This is a genomic window from Paenibacillus sp. FSL R7-0273, assembly GCF_000758625.1.
Classification (GTDB): Bacteria; Bacillota; Bacilli; order Paenibacillales; family Paenibacillaceae; genus Paenibacillus_AQ.
On record NZ_CP009283.1, the window covers coordinates 1,300,687 to 1,320,363 of the forward strand.

At 49.0% G+C, this 19,677-nt stretch carries 18 protein-coding genes; 15 read left to right on the top strand and 3 right to left on the bottom strand.

Going from position 1 to position 19,677, the window contains the following annotated elements:
- Positions 1–8 precede the first annotated feature (8 nt).
- Positions 9–1,619: a DUF6382 and FHA domain-containing protein gene (locus R70723_RS05640; RefSeq protein WP_039870425.1), complete on the top strand. Its 1,611-nt coding sequence runs from the start codon at positions 9–11 to the stop codon at positions 1,617–1,619.
- A 16-nt stretch (positions 1,620–1,635) separates the two neighbouring features.
- On the opposite strand, the gene R70723_RS05645 is transcribed toward R70723_RS05640, so the two are convergent.
- Positions 1,636–2,541 (bottom strand): TIGR01777 family oxidoreductase, encoded by a 906-nt coding sequence (locus R70723_RS05645; RefSeq protein WP_039870426.1) that lies wholly within the window; start codon positions 2,539–2,541, stop codon positions 1,636–1,638.
- A 28-nt stretch (positions 2,542–2,569) separates the two neighbouring features.
- Positions 2,570–3,034 (bottom strand): DUF2621 family protein, encoded by a 465-nt coding sequence (locus tag R70723_RS05650; RefSeq protein ID WP_039878311.1) that lies wholly within the window; start codon positions 3,032–3,034, stop codon positions 2,570–2,572.
- Positions 3,035–3,206: 172 nt separating this feature from the next.
- Here R70723_RS05650 and R70723_RS05655 point away from each other — a divergent pair, with 172 nt between their 5' ends.
- The 14 genes from R70723_RS05655 (at position 3,207) to R70723_RS05715 (ending at position 18,859) form a co-directional block, all read left to right on the top strand.
- The gene (locus R70723_RS05655; protein ID WP_039870427.1) at positions 3,207–4,334 is read left to right on the top strand and encodes a deoxyribonuclease IV; all 1,128 of its coding nucleotides are present in this window, start codon (positions 3,207–3,209) and stop codon (positions 4,332–4,334) included.
- 47 nt (positions 4,335–4,381) lie between these two features.
- Entirely contained in the window at positions 4,382–5,278 is an 897-nt protein-coding gene (purU, locus tag R70723_RS05660; RefSeq protein WP_039870428.1) for a formyltetrahydrofolate deformylase, read from the top strand.
- Between the two features lie 114 nt (positions 5,279–5,392).
- Entirely contained in the window at positions 5,393–6,160 is a 768-nt protein-coding gene (locus R70723_RS05665; RefSeq protein ID WP_039870430.1) for a CpaB family protein, read from the top strand.
- Positions 6,161–6,188: 28 nt separating this feature from the next.
- Positions 6,189–7,253, top strand: coding sequence for a CpaE/TadZ family protein (locus tag R70723_RS05670; RefSeq protein ID WP_039870432.1), 1,065 nt, complete (start codon positions 6,189–6,191; stop codon positions 7,251–7,253).
- Positions 7,250–8,710, top strand: coding sequence for a P-loop NTPase family protein (locus R70723_RS05675; protein ID WP_039870434.1), 1,461 nt, complete (start codon positions 7,250–7,252; stop codon positions 8,708–8,710). Before R70723_RS05670 ends, R70723_RS05675 begins: the two co-directional genes overlap by 4 nt.
- 13 nt (positions 8,711–8,723) lie before the next feature.
- Complete coding sequence (locus R70723_RS05680; protein WP_039870436.1) at positions 8,724–9,773, top strand: hypothetical protein; 1,050 nt, start codon at positions 8,724–8,726, stop codon at positions 9,771–9,773.
- Between the two features lie 11 nt (positions 9,774–9,784).
- Positions 9,785–10,654 carry a hypothetical protein gene (locus tag R70723_RS05685; protein WP_039870439.1) on the top strand — a complete coding sequence of 290 codons (870 nt, stop codon included), beginning with the start codon at positions 9,785–9,787 and terminating at the stop codon, positions 10,652–10,654.
- Positions 10,655–10,754: 100 nt separating this feature from the next.
- Positions 10,755–10,970, top strand: a complete 216-nt coding sequence (locus R70723_RS05690) for a hypothetical protein (protein WP_039870442.1) — start codon at positions 10,755–10,757, stop codon at positions 10,968–10,970.
- Positions 10,971–10,976: 6 nt separating this feature from the next.
- A complete protein-coding gene (locus R70723_RS33280; protein WP_156123785.1) occupies positions 10,977–11,120 on the top strand; it encodes a hypothetical protein in 144 nt (47 codons plus the stop codon).
- 14 nt (positions 11,121–11,134) lie between these two features.
- Positions 11,135–11,515 (top strand): hypothetical protein, encoded by a 381-nt coding sequence (locus R70723_RS05695; RefSeq protein WP_039870444.1) that lies wholly within the window; start codon positions 11,135–11,137, stop codon positions 11,513–11,515.
- Positions 11,516–11,535: 20 nt separating this feature from the next.
- Positions 11,536–12,033, top strand: coding sequence for a hypothetical protein (locus R70723_RS05700; RefSeq protein WP_039870446.1), 498 nt, complete (start codon positions 11,536–11,538; stop codon positions 12,031–12,033).
- A 31-nt stretch (positions 12,034–12,064) separates the two neighbouring features.
- Entirely contained in the window at positions 12,065–12,703 is a 639-nt protein-coding gene (locus R70723_RS05705; RefSeq protein ID WP_039870448.1) for a hypothetical protein, read from the top strand.
- Positions 12,703–14,940, top strand: coding sequence for a hypothetical protein (locus R70723_RS05710; protein WP_144027132.1), 2,238 nt, complete (start codon positions 12,703–12,705; stop codon positions 14,938–14,940). The genes R70723_RS05705 and R70723_RS05710 overlap by 1 nt, the downstream gene beginning before the upstream one ends.
- Positions 14,941–14,956: 16 nt before the next feature.
- Entirely contained in the window at positions 14,957–18,859 is a 3,903-nt protein-coding gene (locus tag R70723_RS05715; protein WP_144027131.1) for a glycoside hydrolase family 78 protein, read from the top strand.
- Positions 18,860–18,904: 45 nt separating this feature from the next.
- Here the strand turns inward: R70723_RS05715 and R70723_RS05720 are convergent, their stop codons facing one another.
- The gene (locus R70723_RS05720; protein ID WP_179088079.1) at positions 18,905–19,540 is read right to left on the bottom strand and encodes a hypothetical protein; all 636 of its coding nucleotides are present in this window, start codon (positions 19,538–19,540) and stop codon (positions 18,905–18,907) included.
- Positions 19,541–19,677 lie beyond the last annotated feature (137 nt).

Below are 19,677 nucleotides of genomic sequence, written 5' to 3' on the forward strand. Positions count from 1 at the left end.
GAATACTATTGTTCGGATTAACCCGGGATTTTATCCAGCAGGACGGCATATCCATGCAGCTTGGTACCGCTGAAGGATTATCAGCAGCCCAGCTTAATATGGTGCAGGCGAGAATGCTGGCTAATACCGTCATCCCGCATCATCTGCGCCTGGTGCTTAGAGAGATTGATCTTCAAATAACGCTGGAGTATGCAGTTTCCCGCCGCAAGATGCTCAGTCATCTGCTGAAAAGCGAACGGCTGAGCATGGGCGAGCTGTTCAGCCTGCTGCTGCAGGTAGTGCGTGGAATGGAGGAAGGAAGGCTCTACATGCTGCGTGCTGAGCAATATGCATTGCATGAGGATTATATATTTATCGAAGGTCCGCTGAGCAGCGGCAGGGTCTTTTTAACTTACATACCATTACAGTCAGCAGAGCAGCCGTCACTCTCAACGGGGGATGCGGTAAAATCTCTGGTTATGGTGCTCATGGCATCGGTTACGGAGCTGTCCGGAAACGGGCTGCAGAGGCTGCTTCAATATTGTGGAAGTATGGAGTTTACTCCGGCCGGGCTCAAAAGCCTGCTGGCTGAGCTGCTGGCGGAAGACAGCCCGGAAGGCAGCCCGGAAGGCAGGCTATTAGACAGTACAGAAGTAGTTGCTCCTCCCATTCCTTATACGGTCCCAAGACAATCATGGGCCCGCCCCCAGGAAGCAGCAGCTGCCGGCAATCCAAATAAAGAACAGATATGGGCAAGCTCTTTTCCTAAGCTGAAGCTTACTGATGAAACGGATCTGCCTGAGTCTCAGGCTGCTGATGAGGGAGAGGATGATGCCAGACCATCGTCCTACCGGACTTACGTGGCATTAGGTGCTGTTCTGATTGATGCGCTGCTGTGGAAGTTCCTGTATCTGGACAGTCCGGCAACGCTCTGGCTGGCCGTTTGTCTTGGAGCCACTGCCATACTAGCATGCCTATGCTGGATGGTTTGGAGCGGAAGGATACTATCCGGAACCATTCAGGATGAGGACGAGATCAGGGGGGGCTTTGAAGCGGAAGCCGCAGAGACGGAGGAGCGTCCTATGAGCATGAACCGCAGGCCAAAGGAATCCGGATGGGATTTCTCCAGAAATCCGGTAATGCCTGTCAAAACGCATGCTCCCCCAGTTGTTGAACAGAAGCTGCCTCTTCAGGTGTCCCCGGATTCCGGCAGCTTAATGTTTGGCAATCCGGCACCCGCAAGGACCCCGGCTGCTCCAGAGGCGGCAACTGCGCTGTTGACGGTTCGGGATAAGGATGTCACGGGCAGGGCAAAGACACAGCCCGAGCGGACAGGCCCGTTCCTTGAGCGCACAGGTTCAGATGAGGATGGGGCAGCAGAGAAGATTGAGCTCGACAGGCCCAGCTTCATCATCGGCCGTTCACCTGATGTGGCCCAATACGTCGAGAAATCGGAGGGGGCCTCCAGAGTGCATGCGGAAATATCCAGAGGAGCTGGGGGGTATATCATCAAGGATCTGGACTCGCGCAATGGGACCCTGTATCAGGGAGCTCCTATGGTTCCCTACAAGGAGTATCCGCTGACCGAAGGCAGCGTGTTTACAATTATTAAGGGCAGCTATACCTTCCGTTCTGCCTGAAGGCTTCTTACTTCTCTTACTTCTCTGACTTCAGCTGCTCGAGGGCCGGCTGGAGTGTAGGATAGTTGAAGGTAAAGCCGTGCTTGACGGCTTTGGATGGCAGCACCCGTTGGCCCTTCAGCAGAATTTCCGACAGCTCACCGGCGGCCGTCTTTAATAGAAAGGCAGGAACCGGGAACCAGTGCGGACGATGGTAGACTTTGCCGATCATCCGGCCGAACTGCCCGTTAGTCACCGGATTGGGGGCGGTGGCATTTACGGGGCCGGCAATTTCCGGAGTGATGATGCAGAAGTCGATCAGTCTGGCGATATCCTCCAGGTGAATCCAGGAAAGCCACTGCTTTCCGCTGCCGATTCTGCCGCCGAAGCCGAGCATATAAGGCAGCTTCATTTTGGGGAAGGCTCCGCTCTCATTGCCGAGCACCACACCGGTCCGGAGCTTGATCAGCCGTGCTCCTGTATAAGCTGCATCAGCTGCAGCTTCCCAGGTATGAACTACCTCAGACGGAAAGTCCATCACCCGGACAGGAGAGTCTTCATTATAGGTATCGGTGAGTGATGTGCCGTAAATGGCGACAGCAGAGGCTTGCACAATGACTGGCGGCTTATGCTGCAGAGCTGATACCAGTCTTCCGGCAGCCTCCACCGTATTAAGCCGGGACTGCATAATAGCGCGCTTACCGTCAGCACTCCAGCGCTGGCTGAGCGAAGCTCCGGCCAGATTGACCAGCGCATCGGCGTTCTCTGCCAGCTCCGGATTGGCGGCAAGGTCGTCCCAGGTTGTATAGCTGAGAGCAGGATGAGAAGCTGCGGATTTAGGCAGGGTTCGCCCGGCGACAATGAGCTGATGTCCGGCTGCGAGCCACAATTCAGTAAGCTCACGGCCAATAAAGCCGCTGCCGCCGCAGATGATATATTTCATAGAAGAAGCCTCCGTTTCAGGATGCGGTTTACTTGATCAGATGGCGGTAAGGAGAATAGTCAATTCCGTTCTTTTCCAGAAAGGAGATAAGAAATTTGTTGTCACGGCGCGGAGTAGCCAGTATGTAGCCCTGGATGCAGTGCTCGCGGGTTACTGCCGGAGCTTTGCTCTCGACTGTAATTTTGCCGATCTCGGCTGCAATGGAATGCTTGGCGATATCGCGGAAGGGTCCGGGTACCGGCTGCACCAGCTGATCCAGAAAAGCCTTCATCTCGTCGCTCCACAGCGGCCGGCTGCGTTCCACCCAATAATTCTGCCAGTCCAGCTTGGATCTGCCGTCTGCTTTGGGCAGCACCTTCAGAAACTTGCGGAACATGAAAAAACCGCCGATACACATGCAGCCCAGCAGTAAAAAGGTCCAAAATGCGATGGAGTTCATAAACCAGTTGCTTGGCCCTGACGATAATAACCTGAAATCTAAAGTAGAAGACATGTATACACCGCCTTTGACAATGAGGATTGTCACAAACTGATTTCACCTCTAAAGTATAGCGTATTTCCAAAGTTTTGCGAAGCGGAAGCAGCCTGCCGGGGCTTGCCTAGATTTATTTTCCCGATCACGGTAGAATAAGGGTTAATTCGTGAAGGAAAGAGGGAAAAAAGGCATGCTGAAAATAGGTTCACATGTGTCCTGCGCGGACAAGGGTCTCTTGAGCGCAGCCAATGAAGCAAATGAGTATGGTTCCAGTTCGTTCATGATATATACGGGAGCGCCGCAGAATACGCGCCGCAAGCCGATTGAAGCGATGTACCCTGCTGAAGGCAAGCTGGCAATGAAAACGAACGGCGTTGAAGAGATTGTCGTTCATGCTCCCTATATCATTAACCTGGGCTCCTATAAGGATAATACCTATCAGCTCGCTGTTGATTTTCTGCAGGAGGAGATCCGCCGTACCCATCAGCTGGAGGTCAAGCATATCGTACTTCATCCGGGGGCATATACGGACAAGGATGCGGAATACGGTATCCAGCGGATTGCCGATGGCCTGAATGAAGTGCTTGGCGGTACGAACGAGACGGAAGTGCATATTGCCCTGGAGACGATGGCCGGCAAAGGAACGGAAATCGGCCGCAGCTTCGAGGAGATTGCCTCCATCATCGATAAGGTCGAACATAACGAGCGTTTGTCCATCTGTCTGGACACCTGTCACATTCATGATGCGGGCTATGATATCGTAGGCGATCTGGACGGGGTGCTTCGTCAGTTCGATGAAATTATCGGCCTCAAGCGGCTTGGTGTAATCCACATCAATGACAGCAAAAATCCGCGCGGAGCAGGTAAGGACCGTCATACTCCGATTGGTTCAGGCTGGATTGGCTTCGAGACCATTAACAAGGTCGTTCACCACGAGGCGCTTGCAGGACTGCCGTTTATTCTGGAAACCCCATGGATCGGGAAGGATGCCAAGAAGCTCCGTCCGATGTATGAGATCGAAATCGCCCTGCTGCGCGGGAATGTGGCAGAACGCTTCGGACCGGAGTTCCTGCAGGAGGTGGAGGAGCTGCATTCATTCTTCGCCAAGCAGGAGATCGATTCGCGCCGCTATGTGCTTGATGTGTGGGAGCTGCTCAAGAATGATGCCAAGGCCAAAAAGGCAGATCCGCGTGAACCGCTGGAGCGGCTGTATGACAATGTCCTGGCAGCAGGACTTTTCCCGCAGCTTAGCGAGGAGGCGCTTAATCAGCGTCTGATCGCTTATCTTGCAGGCAAGCAGGTGCTGGTTAACGCTTAGGCAGAACTATAGATTGCGCTAGCAGATGAGAGGATGGACAGGGGACTATGGAATTGCATGTGAAAAGAGATCATTCTTCAGGCGGACAATATCCGGACCGGGCGCGGATGCTCATATCTTGCCCGGACGGACCGGGTATTGTAGCGGCTGTCTCGCATTTTTTGTATCAGCATGGAGCGAATATCGTCCAGTCGGACCAGTATACAATGGACCCGGACGGCGGTATGTTCTTCATGAGAGTAGAGTTTGACCTGCCCAAGCTGGATGAGCGGCTGGATGAAGTGCGCAATATTTTTGGCGGAGTTGCCGAGCGCTTTAAGATGGACTGGCAGATCTTTAGGGTGTCCCATAAGAAAAGACTGGCGATCTTTGTGTCCAAAGAAGACCACTGTCTGGTTGAGCTGCTCTGGCAATGGCAGGCCGGTGATCTGGATGCGGATATTGCGATGGTCGTCAGTAACCACACCGATATGCAGGCATACGTCGAATCCTTCGGTATTCCGTTCCATCATATTCCGGTTACAGCTGACACTAAGGCTGAAGCCGAAAAACGCCAGCTTGAGGTTATCGGCAGCGATATCGATGTGATCATTCTGGCCCGCTACATGCAGATCATCTCACCATCGTTCATTGAGCATTACCGACACCGGATTATCAATATCCATCACTCGTTCCTGCCGGCTTTTGTCGGCGGTAAGCCTTATGCGCAGGCCTACCAGCGGGGGGTGAAAATTATCGGGGCAACCGCCCACTATGTAACGGAAGAGCTGGATGGCGGACCGATTATCGAGCAGGACGTGCAGCGGGTCAGCCACAGCGATGATGTGAATGAGCTGAAGCGGATCGGCCGTACGATTGAGCGGGTCGTGCTGGCGCGGGCTGTGAAGTGGCATATTGAAGACCGTATTCTGGTGCATCACAACAAAACTGTAGTGTTTAACTAATCTAATAGCTCTGAACAGCATTACAGGTAAAAAAGCATTTTACCGGCATTTTGGCGAAGTCTGCCAAGGTGCCTTTTTTTGTTCCCAAAAAGAGTTCCCAAGGGAGGTAAGGGCTTGGCTTCACAGCGCGGACAACTGTTAAAACGCAATTATCTGTTTGCTTTTCTTATTCTGTTCACCGGCTTCGGCGGGCTGCTCGGCTACGACCTCTACTTTAAGCCATATGTATTATCTCAGACGGTGGTCAAAATTAAAGCAGCCGATGGCGGATTCATACCGAAAAACTATCTGCTGCAGCAAGATGACCTCTATCTCGATTCCGTCCAGACCAAAGACATTCCTTCAGGCGTCATTACGGAGCTGAGTCAGGTGGAGAACAAAATTACTAATGTGAATCTGATGGACGGCAGTATTCTGACGGCTTCGCTGGTCGATGTGAGTGATCTGGAGCCGCAGGCGGATGAGGGGATATTCCCCATCCCGAAGGAAGCGATTTATGCCATCAACGGCTCGCTGCGCAGCAGAGACAAGGTGGATATTTACTTAGTAGAGGGTGATAAAGCCAACAACCCGGGAAGCAGAAGCACCAGCATAGGGAGTTCTCAGCAGCCCGCAGGCATTACTGCTTCTGAAGACGGGGCAGAGGGAGCAGGACTTACACCGCCTGTACCAAAGGCATTTTTGAGCGGCGTAACTGTAAACTATGTGCGGTCAGAGGATAACAATGATGTGCTGGATTCAGAGAATGGCAACACCAACAACCGCGTTACTTCTACCGGCAAGGTGGCAGCCCCCGAATTAAAGCTCAAAAAGAGCGACGGTGAGCTGCTGGGGCAGTATCTGGAGCAGGGCCTGAAGCTGTGGATCGTGCGCGTAGAATAAAGCATAAGAAAGGAAAGGAGGGAGCTCTATGAAAATCTTCAGTTTAGGTATCGAGCAGCTGACGATTAACGAGATGAAGCTGGCGGGATTTACGGTTATTACGCAAAATGTGCTGCCTGAGCCGGCGCATGCCGAAGGCCAGCTGCTTCTGGTTACCAGTGAACAGGTGCCTGTATCCGCACTGACCGAGCTAAGCCGCAGGTTTGTGAAGTCCATCATTCTGTACCTGTATCTGCAAAGAGGAGTCCGCGGTTATCAGGCTGTCCATATGCTATGCGAAAGTCTGGGCATCTTCTTTATTCCCCCGCGCTCCACAGCCTCGGCCATTATTGAAAAGCTTCGTTACATCATGGAGGAGGAACGCGAGGAGCGGAGCAGTCTGGTCGGCTTTTTCGGCTCCGGCCCGGGAATTGGCTGTACCAGTGTAGCCAAGCTGTTCGCCAGAAGGATTGCAGCGGCTGGATTCCGGGTGATTCTGCTGGGGCTGGATTTGTACGATCCCGGATATGACCGTAAGACGGCAGTCAGCCTGGACAGGCTACGGCCGCGTATTACGGGCAAAATGCTTAACGGCGAGGATTTTGAAGGGTTTGTTAAGCAGGACGGATATCTGTACCTGCCCGGTAACTTTGACTATCTGAGTGTCCATGACTATCAGGAGGAGGAGATTGCCTATCTGCTGGCAGAGGCGCATCTGCATGCGGATGTGGTCGTGGCTGATTTCGGCTCAGTTCCGGAAAGCGCCGCATGGTACACCGGAATGCAGAGATCAGCACTGCGCATGATGGTTACCCATCCCCGGCACGAATACCGGCTGCAGGCTCTGATGGAGCTAGCCGGACATATGGATCTGCATCCGCAGGATTTTCAGTGGATCGTGAACCGCAGCAATGTAGAGGAGATGACCTCACCCAAAAGCCTGGCGCTGCGCTTTGGCTGTGAGATTCTGCTGGAGCTGCCGCATTATCAGCCGCTGCTGGACAATCTGCCCTTAGGCAAAAAGGAACTGCAGCATGTGGATGATAAGGTTCACGCTCTGTTAGTGTCACTGGGACTTGCGGTTGAGGTGCGGAAGAAGGGGATCTTTCAATGATTGAATTCAAAATGGACCCGCCACAGGAAGCGCGGCAGCTGTTCTCCCTGAAACAGAGCGTGCTCCGCACAAGCAAGCCGGGAAAAGAAGATTTTTATACCTTCCTGCACAGGATGAAGCAGGACATGAACGCCGGGCTGGAACGGGAGGATGACAGCTATTTTGAGCTTAATGCCAAGGCACTGACGGGTGATCCGCAGGCAGTCAGCTTTTTTATGAATGAGATTGAAAAATATCTGCGTAAAACACCGTTTACCGGCAGGGTACCGGAGGCTTACCGTACGGCTGCGGAGGCGCTTTTCCATGAATGGAAGGGGTTTGGTCCGGCTTACCGCTGGTTCACTGAACGTGCCTATAGCGAATCAACCGGGCTGCAAATGATCGGACGGCAGATCTTTTATAATCACCGCGGTACATTTGTCGCTTATCCGTATGATATGCCCTCGCTGGACCGGGTGGAGCAGCTCAAACGCGCACTTCTCAAGAGTGATCCCGACAAAAAGCTGAACAAGGACAATCCTTCGGTCGAGTTCAAGATGGATGATCCGCTGTGGCCCGGCCGGTTCATCCGGCTTGCGATATGGGTGTCACCCAGAGTATGGGAGGGCTTCACAACCATCTCCATGCGGCGGCAGGTGGTTGAGTTCCTTGATCTGGAGGATCAGGCGGGCACGGAATGTATCCCTGCGGAGGCCATTGAGCTGATCCGTGCACTCACGGCCACCTTCCGTAACACCATTATCGCGGGTGCCGTCGGTTCAGGGAAAACCACCTTTGCGAATACCATTGTAGGCGAACAGCTGCTGGGCTCAAGCTCCTGCATGGGTGTGGTGATGATAGAGAAGCATCCGGAGTCGATTTTGCCGTATCAGATCAAGGGTCACCGGATTATTCCGATCCAGGCTGCTAACGAGGAACTGATGGAGGTTGGTGTGGAGTCGCTGCGCCATGATCCGAATATTCTCTATATGACTGAAATGAGATACAACGAGTGGGAGTTCTATCTGTGGAGCGGCGAGAAGGGATATGACGGCATTACAGGAACCTTTCATACAGTTGATTCCGAGGATATTCCGTACCAGGGTGCTTTTGCGGTCTCTACCCGGATCGGCGGCAGCCTGAAGGGTCATCTGATCTCGGCGCTGAAATCCTGTGAGCTGGTGTTTATTCTGGAAAGTGTCCCGGACGGGAAGAAGCGGCTGGCGCGGATCTCCGAGGTGTTTTATGACGAAGAATGCAATTCGGTATTTGCCAATGATCTGATGCGCTGGGAGGATGAGCGGTCGGCCTGGAGCTATAATGACAAGCTGACCGGGAAGCTGATGACCAAGATGACCAAAAAGAATGCCGCAGCGATGCGTATATTCATCCGGGAGCTGGGGCACCTGGCAGCAATGAAGCCGATGGAGGAGCCGCTGAAGGAAAGCCTGAAGTCCAGAATCGTCTTGAACGAATGAGGGGGAGTTAAGCGTGGAGCTTGTCTTTTATATGATCCGCCTGGCCCTCCACTTACTGGTTGTGTTCGGTCTATGGCTGATGGTAAAACCGCTGATTGAGCGGCATTTGAGGCAGCTTGGGCAAAAAATTGATCTGCAGATGAACCTCAGGAGAAGTCTGCTCCGCAAAAAGGCCAGCAGGGCGGACAAGCGGATCTGGCTGTACCGGCATCTGGATGATCTGCTGTATTTTGCACACCGGAGATATGAGCCTGGAATCAGTGTAATGCGCTTTTCGCTGCAGACCGTATGTTTATTTGCTGCGGTATTTCTGTCCACGCTGCTTACGCTCAAGGAGCTGCCCGGGCATATGAGCTTCAGTAATCCTTTTCTGGAGGGGGTCAGCTTCGGTGAACGGATGCCGGTTCAGGAGGCCTGGCGACTTCCGCTGTTTATCTCCGTCATCGCAGCGAGTGTTCCGTATTTGCGGATGAGATATACCTATGCCCAGCGAAAGGTGCGCGGCAGCTACGATTTGCTGGATGTGATCAAAATTGCCTCCAAATTCACGCATCTGTCGGTGGACAGCATTTTATCAAGAACGGCGGATTTTTTAACTGAGGATAATGTGCTGAAGACCCCGTTGAGGCTGCTGGGTGCGGCTTTTTCCAACTACAGCAATGAATATGAGCTCAAAGAGGAGGCGCTGCGGTTCTCCGGTGCGATTGGCACTACGTTTGCCATAGAATTTGTGTCGGATCTGCTGTACTGCGAGAAGGAAGGCACCCGTTATCTCAAAAGCTCGCTTATGATGCTCAACCGCTCGATGGAGCAGCAGCGCGAGACCATTATGACCGTAAAAGCGGGCAGCCGGGATGCAATCAGCCTGGGATTGTACGGCAATCTGGTTGTACTGGTGTCCTCCGTAGGAACTTTTATGTACATGCTGAAGCCTGACGTCTATTTCAAGCTGCAGTTTCAGACGAAGGTCGGTCTTGCCTTTCTAATGGTCATTATTTCCGGTCTGTTTGTTTCCTTCATAATCAGTACCATACTTGCCAGGCCTAAACTGGACTACCACTGAGGTGAATTGAGATGGAGCGGTTATTGCTTTTGATTGCGGTGTGCGGGGTTGTGTATCTGTCATTGCTGGTGTTTGTGAGCAGCAGCACCAGGCAGGAGCGATATGCGTTAAGGCTTGGCATCAAGTGGGCCTCATTTGGTGAAAAGCTTGAGAATGAGCGGCTGCAGCAGCTGCTATATTCAAGCGGTCTGTCAGTATCTGCAGGTAAAATAACGATTTTCCGGTACTCGGCAGCATTGATTTATCTGGCTGTTCAGGCGGTCGGCAGATTTGTGCGGGTAGCACCGTTTTCCGGTACAGACCTGCTGGTTGCTCTGCTTATTCTGATGATCAGCAGTCCAATGCGTTATCTGCCGTTTGGCTGGCTGCTCGCCTGGCTGCATCAGAAAACGCTGATCCAAAAGGACGGTGAGCTGATCTCCTTCATCCGGCTATATGAGAACAACAGGCTGCGTAAGCGCGGGTATGTGCAGTTCGGTGCCTTCTGTGCAGGAACGGCCAATCAGTTTTATCATATCCGTCAGGATTTGTTTGAGCTGTCCGAACGGGCGGTGGATGAAGGAACAGAAAAGGCTATCGAGTGGTTTTGCAGCAAGTTTCCGGAGGGCCATGCTTTTATTAATGATATCCGTTCGATTCTGCTGGCGACAGAAGGGATGGATGACGATACCGAAGCCGCCAATTATTTGCGGGAGCAGGGCAAAATCATTACCAAAATATCAAGCGATCAGTATTTGAAAAAATGGTCCTTCATCGGTGATGTCTCCACGCTTATTAATGTAATTCCGTCGATTGCCACGTTTCTGATGATCGTCTCGCTGGCGATGCAGTATATCATGCTGATAAAAGGGAATTTCAACGGGGTAGGAATGTTTCAGTGATTTTACCATGGCGCTTGGTGGCCGGGAATTTACTTATATGAGGATTTTGCTATATTCAAGCACTGATTAAAAATATAAAATGAAAAGGGAGATTTTAACAATGAAAAAAGATGCTATTTCTACCGGTTTGTTTATCGCTATCGGTTTTCTGTGTGTGGCTATTGTTATTGCGATTCTGGTTCCTGTAGTCCGGGATGTAGTCAATGATGCGGATGATAACAGACCGGATATTCCTGGTGTGAGCGTAACTATGATTCAACCCCATGAACATGAGCAGTTGAATGCTGATGCTGCTTTGCTTTATTCTGCGGTCTGATCAGCTATGAAAAAGGATTCCATTTCAGTCGCCATGTTTTTGGCCATCGGTTTTGTGGTCGCCGGGATATTCATCGCAGCGGCTACGAATATAATCGGCGGCAGCCAGGATGATATCATCGAGCACACCAAGCAAGTTGAGCAGTACTAGAGGGAGGAGCCGGGATGAAGGAAACCGTCCTGCGGGCATTGTTCATGTGGCTGGTCTTATTTATCCTCCTTCAGCCTATTTTCACTTATATTGATTATCTTCTGGATCTGCAGGTCAAAGCCAACACCTCGTATATTACACAAAAGGCTGCTACAGAAGGTCTGGTCACCAGCTCTATGAAAAGTGAAGTTATAGCCAATCTTAAGGCTGTGGGCTTTCCCGAGGCATCCATTGATATTTCGAGCAATACGGAGACAGTGCAGGAGCGCAAGCAGCGGCTTGATGTGTACATTAGTGCGCCCCGGTTAAATTTGTTTCCTTATGATTTCTCGGGAAAGTCTCAGCCGTCACGTTATTACGGACACGGTTCAATAATGAGTGAATATTTAGACTAATTGAGGAATGGTTCTGAGCTATGGACTACATAATCAAACTGGCCTTTGTCCTGCTGATCTTTGTCTACTCCTGGTTTTTTCAGATTCAAAATCAGGAGTGGGACATTCTGCGCAGCATGCTGAAGGATGCCAACAACATGGCTGTACATGATGCATCACAGGAGCTTGATGAAGCTGAGCGGTCACAGGGCCGTCTGGTCATTGATCCCGCTGAGGCTTACACCACCTTCCGGGAGTCATTGCAGTACAACCTGGGACTGGATTCCGGCTTGTCGCCCTTGGCAGGCAGCAGACTGCAGACACAAGTGAAGGTTGTAAAATTCGATATTGTTGATGATTCAACAGGAGTTGCTTTTCCATTTCTCTATGAAGACAGTGCTTATGGCATTACAAAATACATACAAGGCCCTTCGGTTATAGCGGTCATTGAAACACAGCATCCCGTCCTTATTTCACGATCGAAGGTCCAGGAGGCCATCGTTGTTCCGGCGGTGCAGGAGTATAGGACGGAAGATTAAAATCAGATGAACATTAAAGGAGAGATTTCAAATGAAGAAGACAATTCTTAAAGTAACTGCAGCTGCGCTATTGGTGAGTCAATTCTTGACTCTGGGTGCCGGATTCCAGGAGAATACAGCATCAGCTGCCGCACCCGTAAGCACTGCTAAGCCGGTTCCTGTTATGACAGATAATTTGTTTAAATATGGTCTTAAAAAAGATGTGGAACTGCCTGTAACGGTTACTGCAGGCGGGCTTAGCTATACGCTTGAAAAGATTATGATTTATGATTACAACTCTAAAGATGCTTTGGCGTTGAGGAAACTTTATAATTACGGGAAAAATGCAGGTTCGATTTCAAATCCTAAATATTTCATTTGGACTAAAGTCACAATTAAAAATAACTCTCAAAAAGTTGCCCAAAAGAATTATAAGGACTTAAACCCTAAATGGCGTTTGTTTTTTGATACATCCCTGGCAAAGGGAGAAGCATTTACCCCAATGCCGTATGCATTAAAAACGGAAAACAATGAAAAAGCACTATTCACATATTCTATTGCACCAGGAAAATCACTTTCTAGTTACCAAGCTTATTTGTATCAAGGAGACTTTAAATTTTTCCGAATTTTAATGCAATTCAATAATGAGTCAAAACTCCAATCTATAGTAAATGATACGGAGGCAAAGTAATGAAGAAATTTATCATCTATATGCTAGTCGCTTTTTTAGTGGCGATTAGCATACCGATGGCTCCGGTAGAAGCAGCAAATTCGACCTCTGTATCAATTCCAGTTACAACAGGTGTAATAGGGAATGATGGTAGTGCAAAATCTTTTATACTTGATCTTCCAAGTAACGTAGTATCCTCAAGCATATCAACATCCAGTTTAAAGTATGTTGGATCAAATGAAGTGGTTGGAAGTATTGCTTTAGAAAACGGGAAAATTAAAGTTACTTTAAAAGGTGTGAGCAATTCAAAGACTATAGACGTTTATGGTTATAATTCTGGAAATGGGCTTGCTTTCAACAGTAATATAGGAAACTCAATATGGCGCTATTCAGATGGTAGAAGGTGGCAAATTAACGATTATAATCCTACCACAGACCGTATGGAGAGTAGAGATAAAAACGCAGAGGATTCAGCGATGCCATCTAAGAGAGTTCCAATTACAATGGTTAACGCGAAATCAAACCAAATTACAGCTGGACGTTACTGGTATACCAGTGCAGGTGAAAAAATTGATTCTCAATACATAGTTACAAATACAATTAAAACTGAGCTTATGGACAAATCTGCATATGTAAAAGAAGTTAAATTCCCCAATAGCAATATCGTTACTACTTATAAAATTCCTATCGATGATTTGGATGAAGATTGGTTAGATGTTACTGAGACAGCAACAATGCCAATTACACAGCATGTTGAGGGCCGATTCTATTCTGCTTGGGTAGCGTATTATTATAAGGCAACGGCAAAACTGACGTCTTATAGCTATGGTGGGAAGGTTTCCTTCGACTACTCACCGCCAACTGAGCCTACACTCGACGGCAGCGTAAGTGTCCTTAAGCCCTCCCCGAATCCAGCAAAGTTTGAGGGAAAGGACACTGCTGTGTCCTTGAAGGTAAAAGGCGATCTATTGGCTTATATTAATTCATCTAACATCGAAGAATGGGTGTTTTATGCCAAAGAAACCGGATCTACTGATGTGAAGACAAAGAAGGATTACAACAAGGTCCTCACCAGTACGCAAGCCTTTGATAACTTTGTTATTTCTAAGAGTAGGGGCAGTAATGTCAAGCAAGAGTATACCCTTACGGTTACGGTTCGGTTCTCTAAACCAGTAGTGACCGGGAGCGGAACAATTTCATCACTCTCAAAAACGATGAAAGCAACCGTAGAAGTCTCCGATGCTCCTGTGTTTTCACCTCCGCCAGTCAATAACAATAAGCCACCTGTTGCAGTACTGGACGTCCCGGGTGAAGTAAAGGCCGGATCTGAATTTTTGATGTACGGTAAGGATTCCTATGATCCTGATGGGAAGATTGTAAAGTATTACTATAGTGCTCCCAATACCATGGAACCGGTTGATGGAGCGTTCGGATTTACCTGGTATCCGCTAACTGCGCTGGGTGAGCATTCGGTGCTGCTAACGGTAACCGATAATGGCGGATTAACCGGATCAACCAGTGCCCAAATCAATGTCATTCAGCCAACCCCTGTAGCAGAGATTTTCGTGGATGGCACAAAGAAAGAGAACCGGAAAGTAACGTTGGTCAGTAGAAGCCGAAGTCCGGAGCATTACCCTATTGACGAGTCGAAAACGCAGTGGACCATTTCCGCAGTATCCGGAGGTACTGCAGCTGATATTAAGTACCTTGGCTCGCTATCAGGAATGAACTCCAAAGATGTTCTTTTTAAGAAACCTGGGACATACCGAGCCACTATTACCGTAACCAATACAGCCGGATTTAGCCATTCTACAAGTACAACTTTTGAGATTGTACCGGATGAAGTGCCAGTCGTATACATCTCTGTGCCTAATAAGATTTACCGTGACCCCGGTCAAGGCAATATGGCAAGTGCTGCACTGACAGATATGTCATTTTCCCCGGACTTTGACTTCATAGGCCGTCGTATTTGGGAGTACCGGTATGACTCCAACAATGACGGGAATTTCACAGATGAATCCTGGGTGATCTTTTCTAATGAGAACAAAAGTGCATTTAATCTGCAGCTGGGGAAAGTCGGGCGGTATGAAATAAAGCTCACTGTAATTGAAGAGTTTGATCAGCCGACCATCGAAGAACTGGTGACGCAAGCAGACCGGAAATCAGCGGACTCATATACCAGTGTGCCGCAGCAGCCATTAAGTGAACGTGTGATTGAAGTGTACAACCGTGCTCCGGAAGTGGATTGGTCATGGTAGAAGAGAGGAATGCAGTATGAAGATATGGATCAAGCGAATTATCGTATTCGTGTTAATATTTACTCTTTTGCCCTGGCCCTTTGGCTGGCACATGGAAAGAGTATCTGCTGCGGGTGAGGTTATTGAATACAACGAGTACAATATTCCTGTGAGAAACTATGTGCAATCTAGACCAGCAAGCTATGCGGGAGATCCCAATTGGTATCCCAGTACCATGTATGCAGATTTCTTAGGCAATTCGTTTAAGGTAACATGGGATCAAGTACAGGATCTCCTTACCTTGGATATCAGTAACAGCTACTTACCTACACGATGGGAGATGTATCGTGAGGAACTGGGACAACAGCCAAAAGACTTCAGCCATCAGAGATATTATCATGGATATTACACAGAGTGGAGCCAGAGTCTAGAAGTAGTCTATAAAGATGGTTCTATAGATATTTTGTCTGGATTGTCAACGGGTTGGGGAGGATCCATGTTTTCAAATGGTAATCTCTCCGGATATGAGAACAATTTGACTAATACCTTCAATAGTATTGTTAACCAAGATATGGGCGCTCCAGAAATTGTGTATTGGCCCGGTGCCCCGCCCTATACGAATCCGTATAGTAGAAAACCCATTGTTCCACATTCAGCGTATCTTTTGCCAAACTATAACAAATCGGTTCCGGCTTATTTAAAACTTACTGTCAATTTAAGTGAACTGTATGGAATAAATACTGGCTTTGCTAGAGGAACAGCTCACCATACATATACAATATCAGATGTGATAACGATCCCGCTGACGACAAATAAGAAGCCGAATCTCACCCTAACCTCACAGGCCGGACAGAATATAATTAATGATGCCGGACTGAGCACGTATCATCTGGAAGGGTACGTACAAGATCCAGATAACGATACAGTGGATGTAATTGCGGAAATTCCGAATGTGTTTTACAAAAAAATCACATTGGCTAATACAGGTTCACCTAAAAATTTCTCTATACCCATAGATGTCATGTCAGAAGGAATACCACCTGGACATTATACGGTTAACGTTAAGGTTGTCGATCCCTTTAACATGAAGGCAGAGGCATCCACATCCTTTTCCGTTACGAACCGTCTAAGGAACAAAGCCTTTTACCTAATTAATACGCAAATTGATATTGGTACATCCTATGCCGATTATGAAAATGACCCGAAGTCAGCAGACCGCTTCCGCTATGATCATGACCCAAGTATCTTTGATAATACAATGGGGATGATTTGGGATTCGGGACTATGGCGCAACAGTATGTATACCTCCTTTCCCTACTCCGGAGCGTATACAGCTACGCATCAAGCAAGAGATAACCCCAATTACGATGACCGGTTTGATCCTTATCGTCTATGGAGCCGAGACAACCTATCCAGCATGACGTTTATGATCCACCGTAAACCCTTTGCCTTGTTTACGGCCAAGCTGGTTAATGGTAGCCTGCAGCTGACAGACAGTTCCTATGATTTAGATCATGTATCCAGTCCAACAAAAGGGCTTGCAACCTGGCAGTGGCAATATCGGGCGAGTGGACAAGAAACATGGATCGAAGGGCAGCCCCCAGCTCAGCTGCCTACAAATGACGCGTATGAAATACGGCTGCGGGTAAGAGATATTGATGGTCCATCCGGATTAGGGGTATGGTCAGACTGGACGAACCAAACTGTGGGAAGTCCAAGTAATCTTCCGCCAGTTGCCATGTTTATGGTAGATCATAACAGTGTGTCTTACCGGAAATCGGCCACCATTACAGACAAATCATTTGATCCCGATAATGATCCACTGGATATCTACAGCTGGTCTGTCGTTAAAGACGGCTGGAATACCGTTTGGTCCAGCTATGGAGGCCCAACCGTACCGCCTAATATTGCAGCCTTTGGAGTGGGGAATTATCAAATCAACCTACAGGTGCATGATAACCGCGGTTTATGGTCTAACGTCTATACGCAATTTGTACAAGTGATTAACCATCCGCCTATTGCGAGCTTCACGATGCCTAATGAAGTGTATCGGGATACGGTTATTAAGCCCAATAACTTGACCCCAGATCCGGATCAGGATGGTGATGGTCTGACCTACGGCTGGTATACCAAGTTAAATGCCGGAAACTATTACTGGACGGGAAGTAACCGGGACCAATCCGTTACAATTAAAAACATGCTTTCGCAAAGTGGCATATCAGACAAAGAAGCGATTTCAGACGGCTGGGAAATGCGGCTGAACGTATCGGATGGCAGCCTGACTTCATATGCCACGCAAATGTTCACTGTCAAGAATCATGTTCCGGCAGCCTCTATTTCCGGTGACTCTTCAGCCTATCAGTATGATACCAAAACCTACAGATCCGCAGATTTCGATGAAGACACATCGGATCAAGCCAGCCTGCGGTATTATTGGAGAGTTACGGATAGCAGCAGCAGGATTTCGCTGTACCAGACCAAAGACATCAATATCATTTTTGATGACTTTGGAGTCTATACGCTGGAACATTGGGCAGTGGACCAGATTGACGACAAGAGTAACATTGCCACACTAAAAGTATCTGTAACCCAAAATCAAGCTCCATCAATGACACTCACCGCACCAATAGGAACAGTGGCCAGTCCTACAATCATTGATGCGCAGTTGGCAGGAGATCCGCTGGTACAGTGGACATACAGCGATCCGGAGAATGATCCTCAGGAAAAATACAGGTTGGAATTTTACGGATCGGATGGAGATCTGGTGAAAACTGTAGAAAATGCAGACCCTAGCGGATTTCTCCGGCAGTATCAAGTGCCTAACCTTACCTTTGAGCGATTCAAATATTTCACGGTGTATGGACGGGCTTACGCTAAATTATCCTGGTCACAGATTTCAAACGAAAAGACGTTCATCATCGACAATCCGCCGCAACCTGGATTTACCTTAGTGACGGATAGGGGAGTAAACGCTGCTCTTGAACCGATTTACCGGACAGATATACTCAACATCAAGGGAACGGCTACAGACGCGGATATCGTGAATGGAGACTCTCTCAGTTACAAGTATTACCTGAAGCCTGCAGGAGGCACAGAAGGATTGGCCAGCGCACAAAGTGACTTCTCCAAGCAGTTCGCGACAAATGGTGCGTTCACCCTGCGACAGGTTGTAACGGATTCCCTAGGCCTTTACCGGGAGCTATCACAGACGATAACCGTTATTAACCGGATTCCGAAAGTGAACATATCCTACCCGACCAGTACCAGCTCAAGCAGCCCGACGGTGGTCAGCACGCTTACCCCAATCATCAAGTGGGATTTCGGGGACGATGATGGGGACCTGCAGCAGCGCTACAGAGTACGTATCATTAACTTAGCCACCGGAGCGATCAAAGTACAATCCGGAGATCAGGCATCAAGTGCCAAACAGTGGCAGGTCCCGGCTGGAGCGCTCATAGAAAACGAGAAGTATGCAGTAGAGGTTGATGTTTACGATGGTTTTGACTGGAGCGCTGTATCTCAGCGGAAGTATTTTATGGTCAACCTGCTGACAGTGCAAGGTGCAGTACGCCATACTCCGGAATGGAATGCTAACCGTCAGGCTTACAATGTCAAAAAGAGCGGAACAGCAGAGAGTCCGAGGGGCTACAGCGTGTTTTGGGCAGGGGAGAGCTTTGTGCTTCAGGCCAATGCAACCGGGCTGCCTGATTCAATTGAGGTTACGATGACTGGAGGTTACCATACCTTGCTTATTCCCGCCGACAGCAGCAAAACGAGCTGGGACGGAGAGCTCTACGATTCCTCATTTGAAAGACTGCCGGACGGGCCGGTCACTTTTACCTTTACAGCCAAAAATGCGTTTAACAAGAAAACAGACACAGTGACGGTGACCATTCAGGGCGATTGGCAGGAATATTTCCAGAGCCACCGGATTAAATAAACCGGACTAGGCTTAAAAGTAAAAAAACGGGCGGAGGGCTGATCGTTAGACGATCCCCTCGGCCCGTTCTTCTGCCAGCAGCAGTCTGCGTGTATTTAAGGAAGCAGCAGCCGCCGGAATCTTGGGTGGACTTATGTAGGTGTTGCCATGTGTGAGATGCATATAATAGGCCAGCTTGCCGCTGTATATTTTGTTGGCACACAGCGATTCTGCGAAATCCTCCGGTGTAACAAAGCACGACGGCTTGGCTACGGGACGGCATGCAGCCTCTTCACAGACGGAAGCGACAAAATGGGAGCAGAAATAAGCATCCTCCCGGTCAAACCTCACGTTCAGCAGTACTCCGATCAGACCCAGCAGATGGTATTTATAGCGTCCCTGATTCACCATCATACCCAGGACATGGTTATACATGGTGTCATATTCCTCCTGGCTTACATTCATCTCATAAATTGCGCAATCTGCCGTGCTGTAAAAAGGATGCTCAAAATTCTCGCGGATAAGACCAGCCACGAACGGGTTATGCACTTTTTTCCGCCCAAAGCTGTAAACCTCCTGCAGCCCGCTGTCAAAGGCAATCGAGGCATGATTCAGTTCGGCTTTGGTGAACCATTTGATCAGGCCGCTGAAGGCAGTGCCGGTTCCGGACAGTACGATATAGATATTTTTGCGTGCATTCATGCTCAATATTCCTTTCTGCTGGAAGTTATGGATAATCCGGTAAAATTCCTCGTTAGGTAACTTCATCTTACTGCATAATCCGGCTGCGGGAAACAAACTTTAGTCTTAACCTGAAACTGGACTAAAGGCTAAGTACC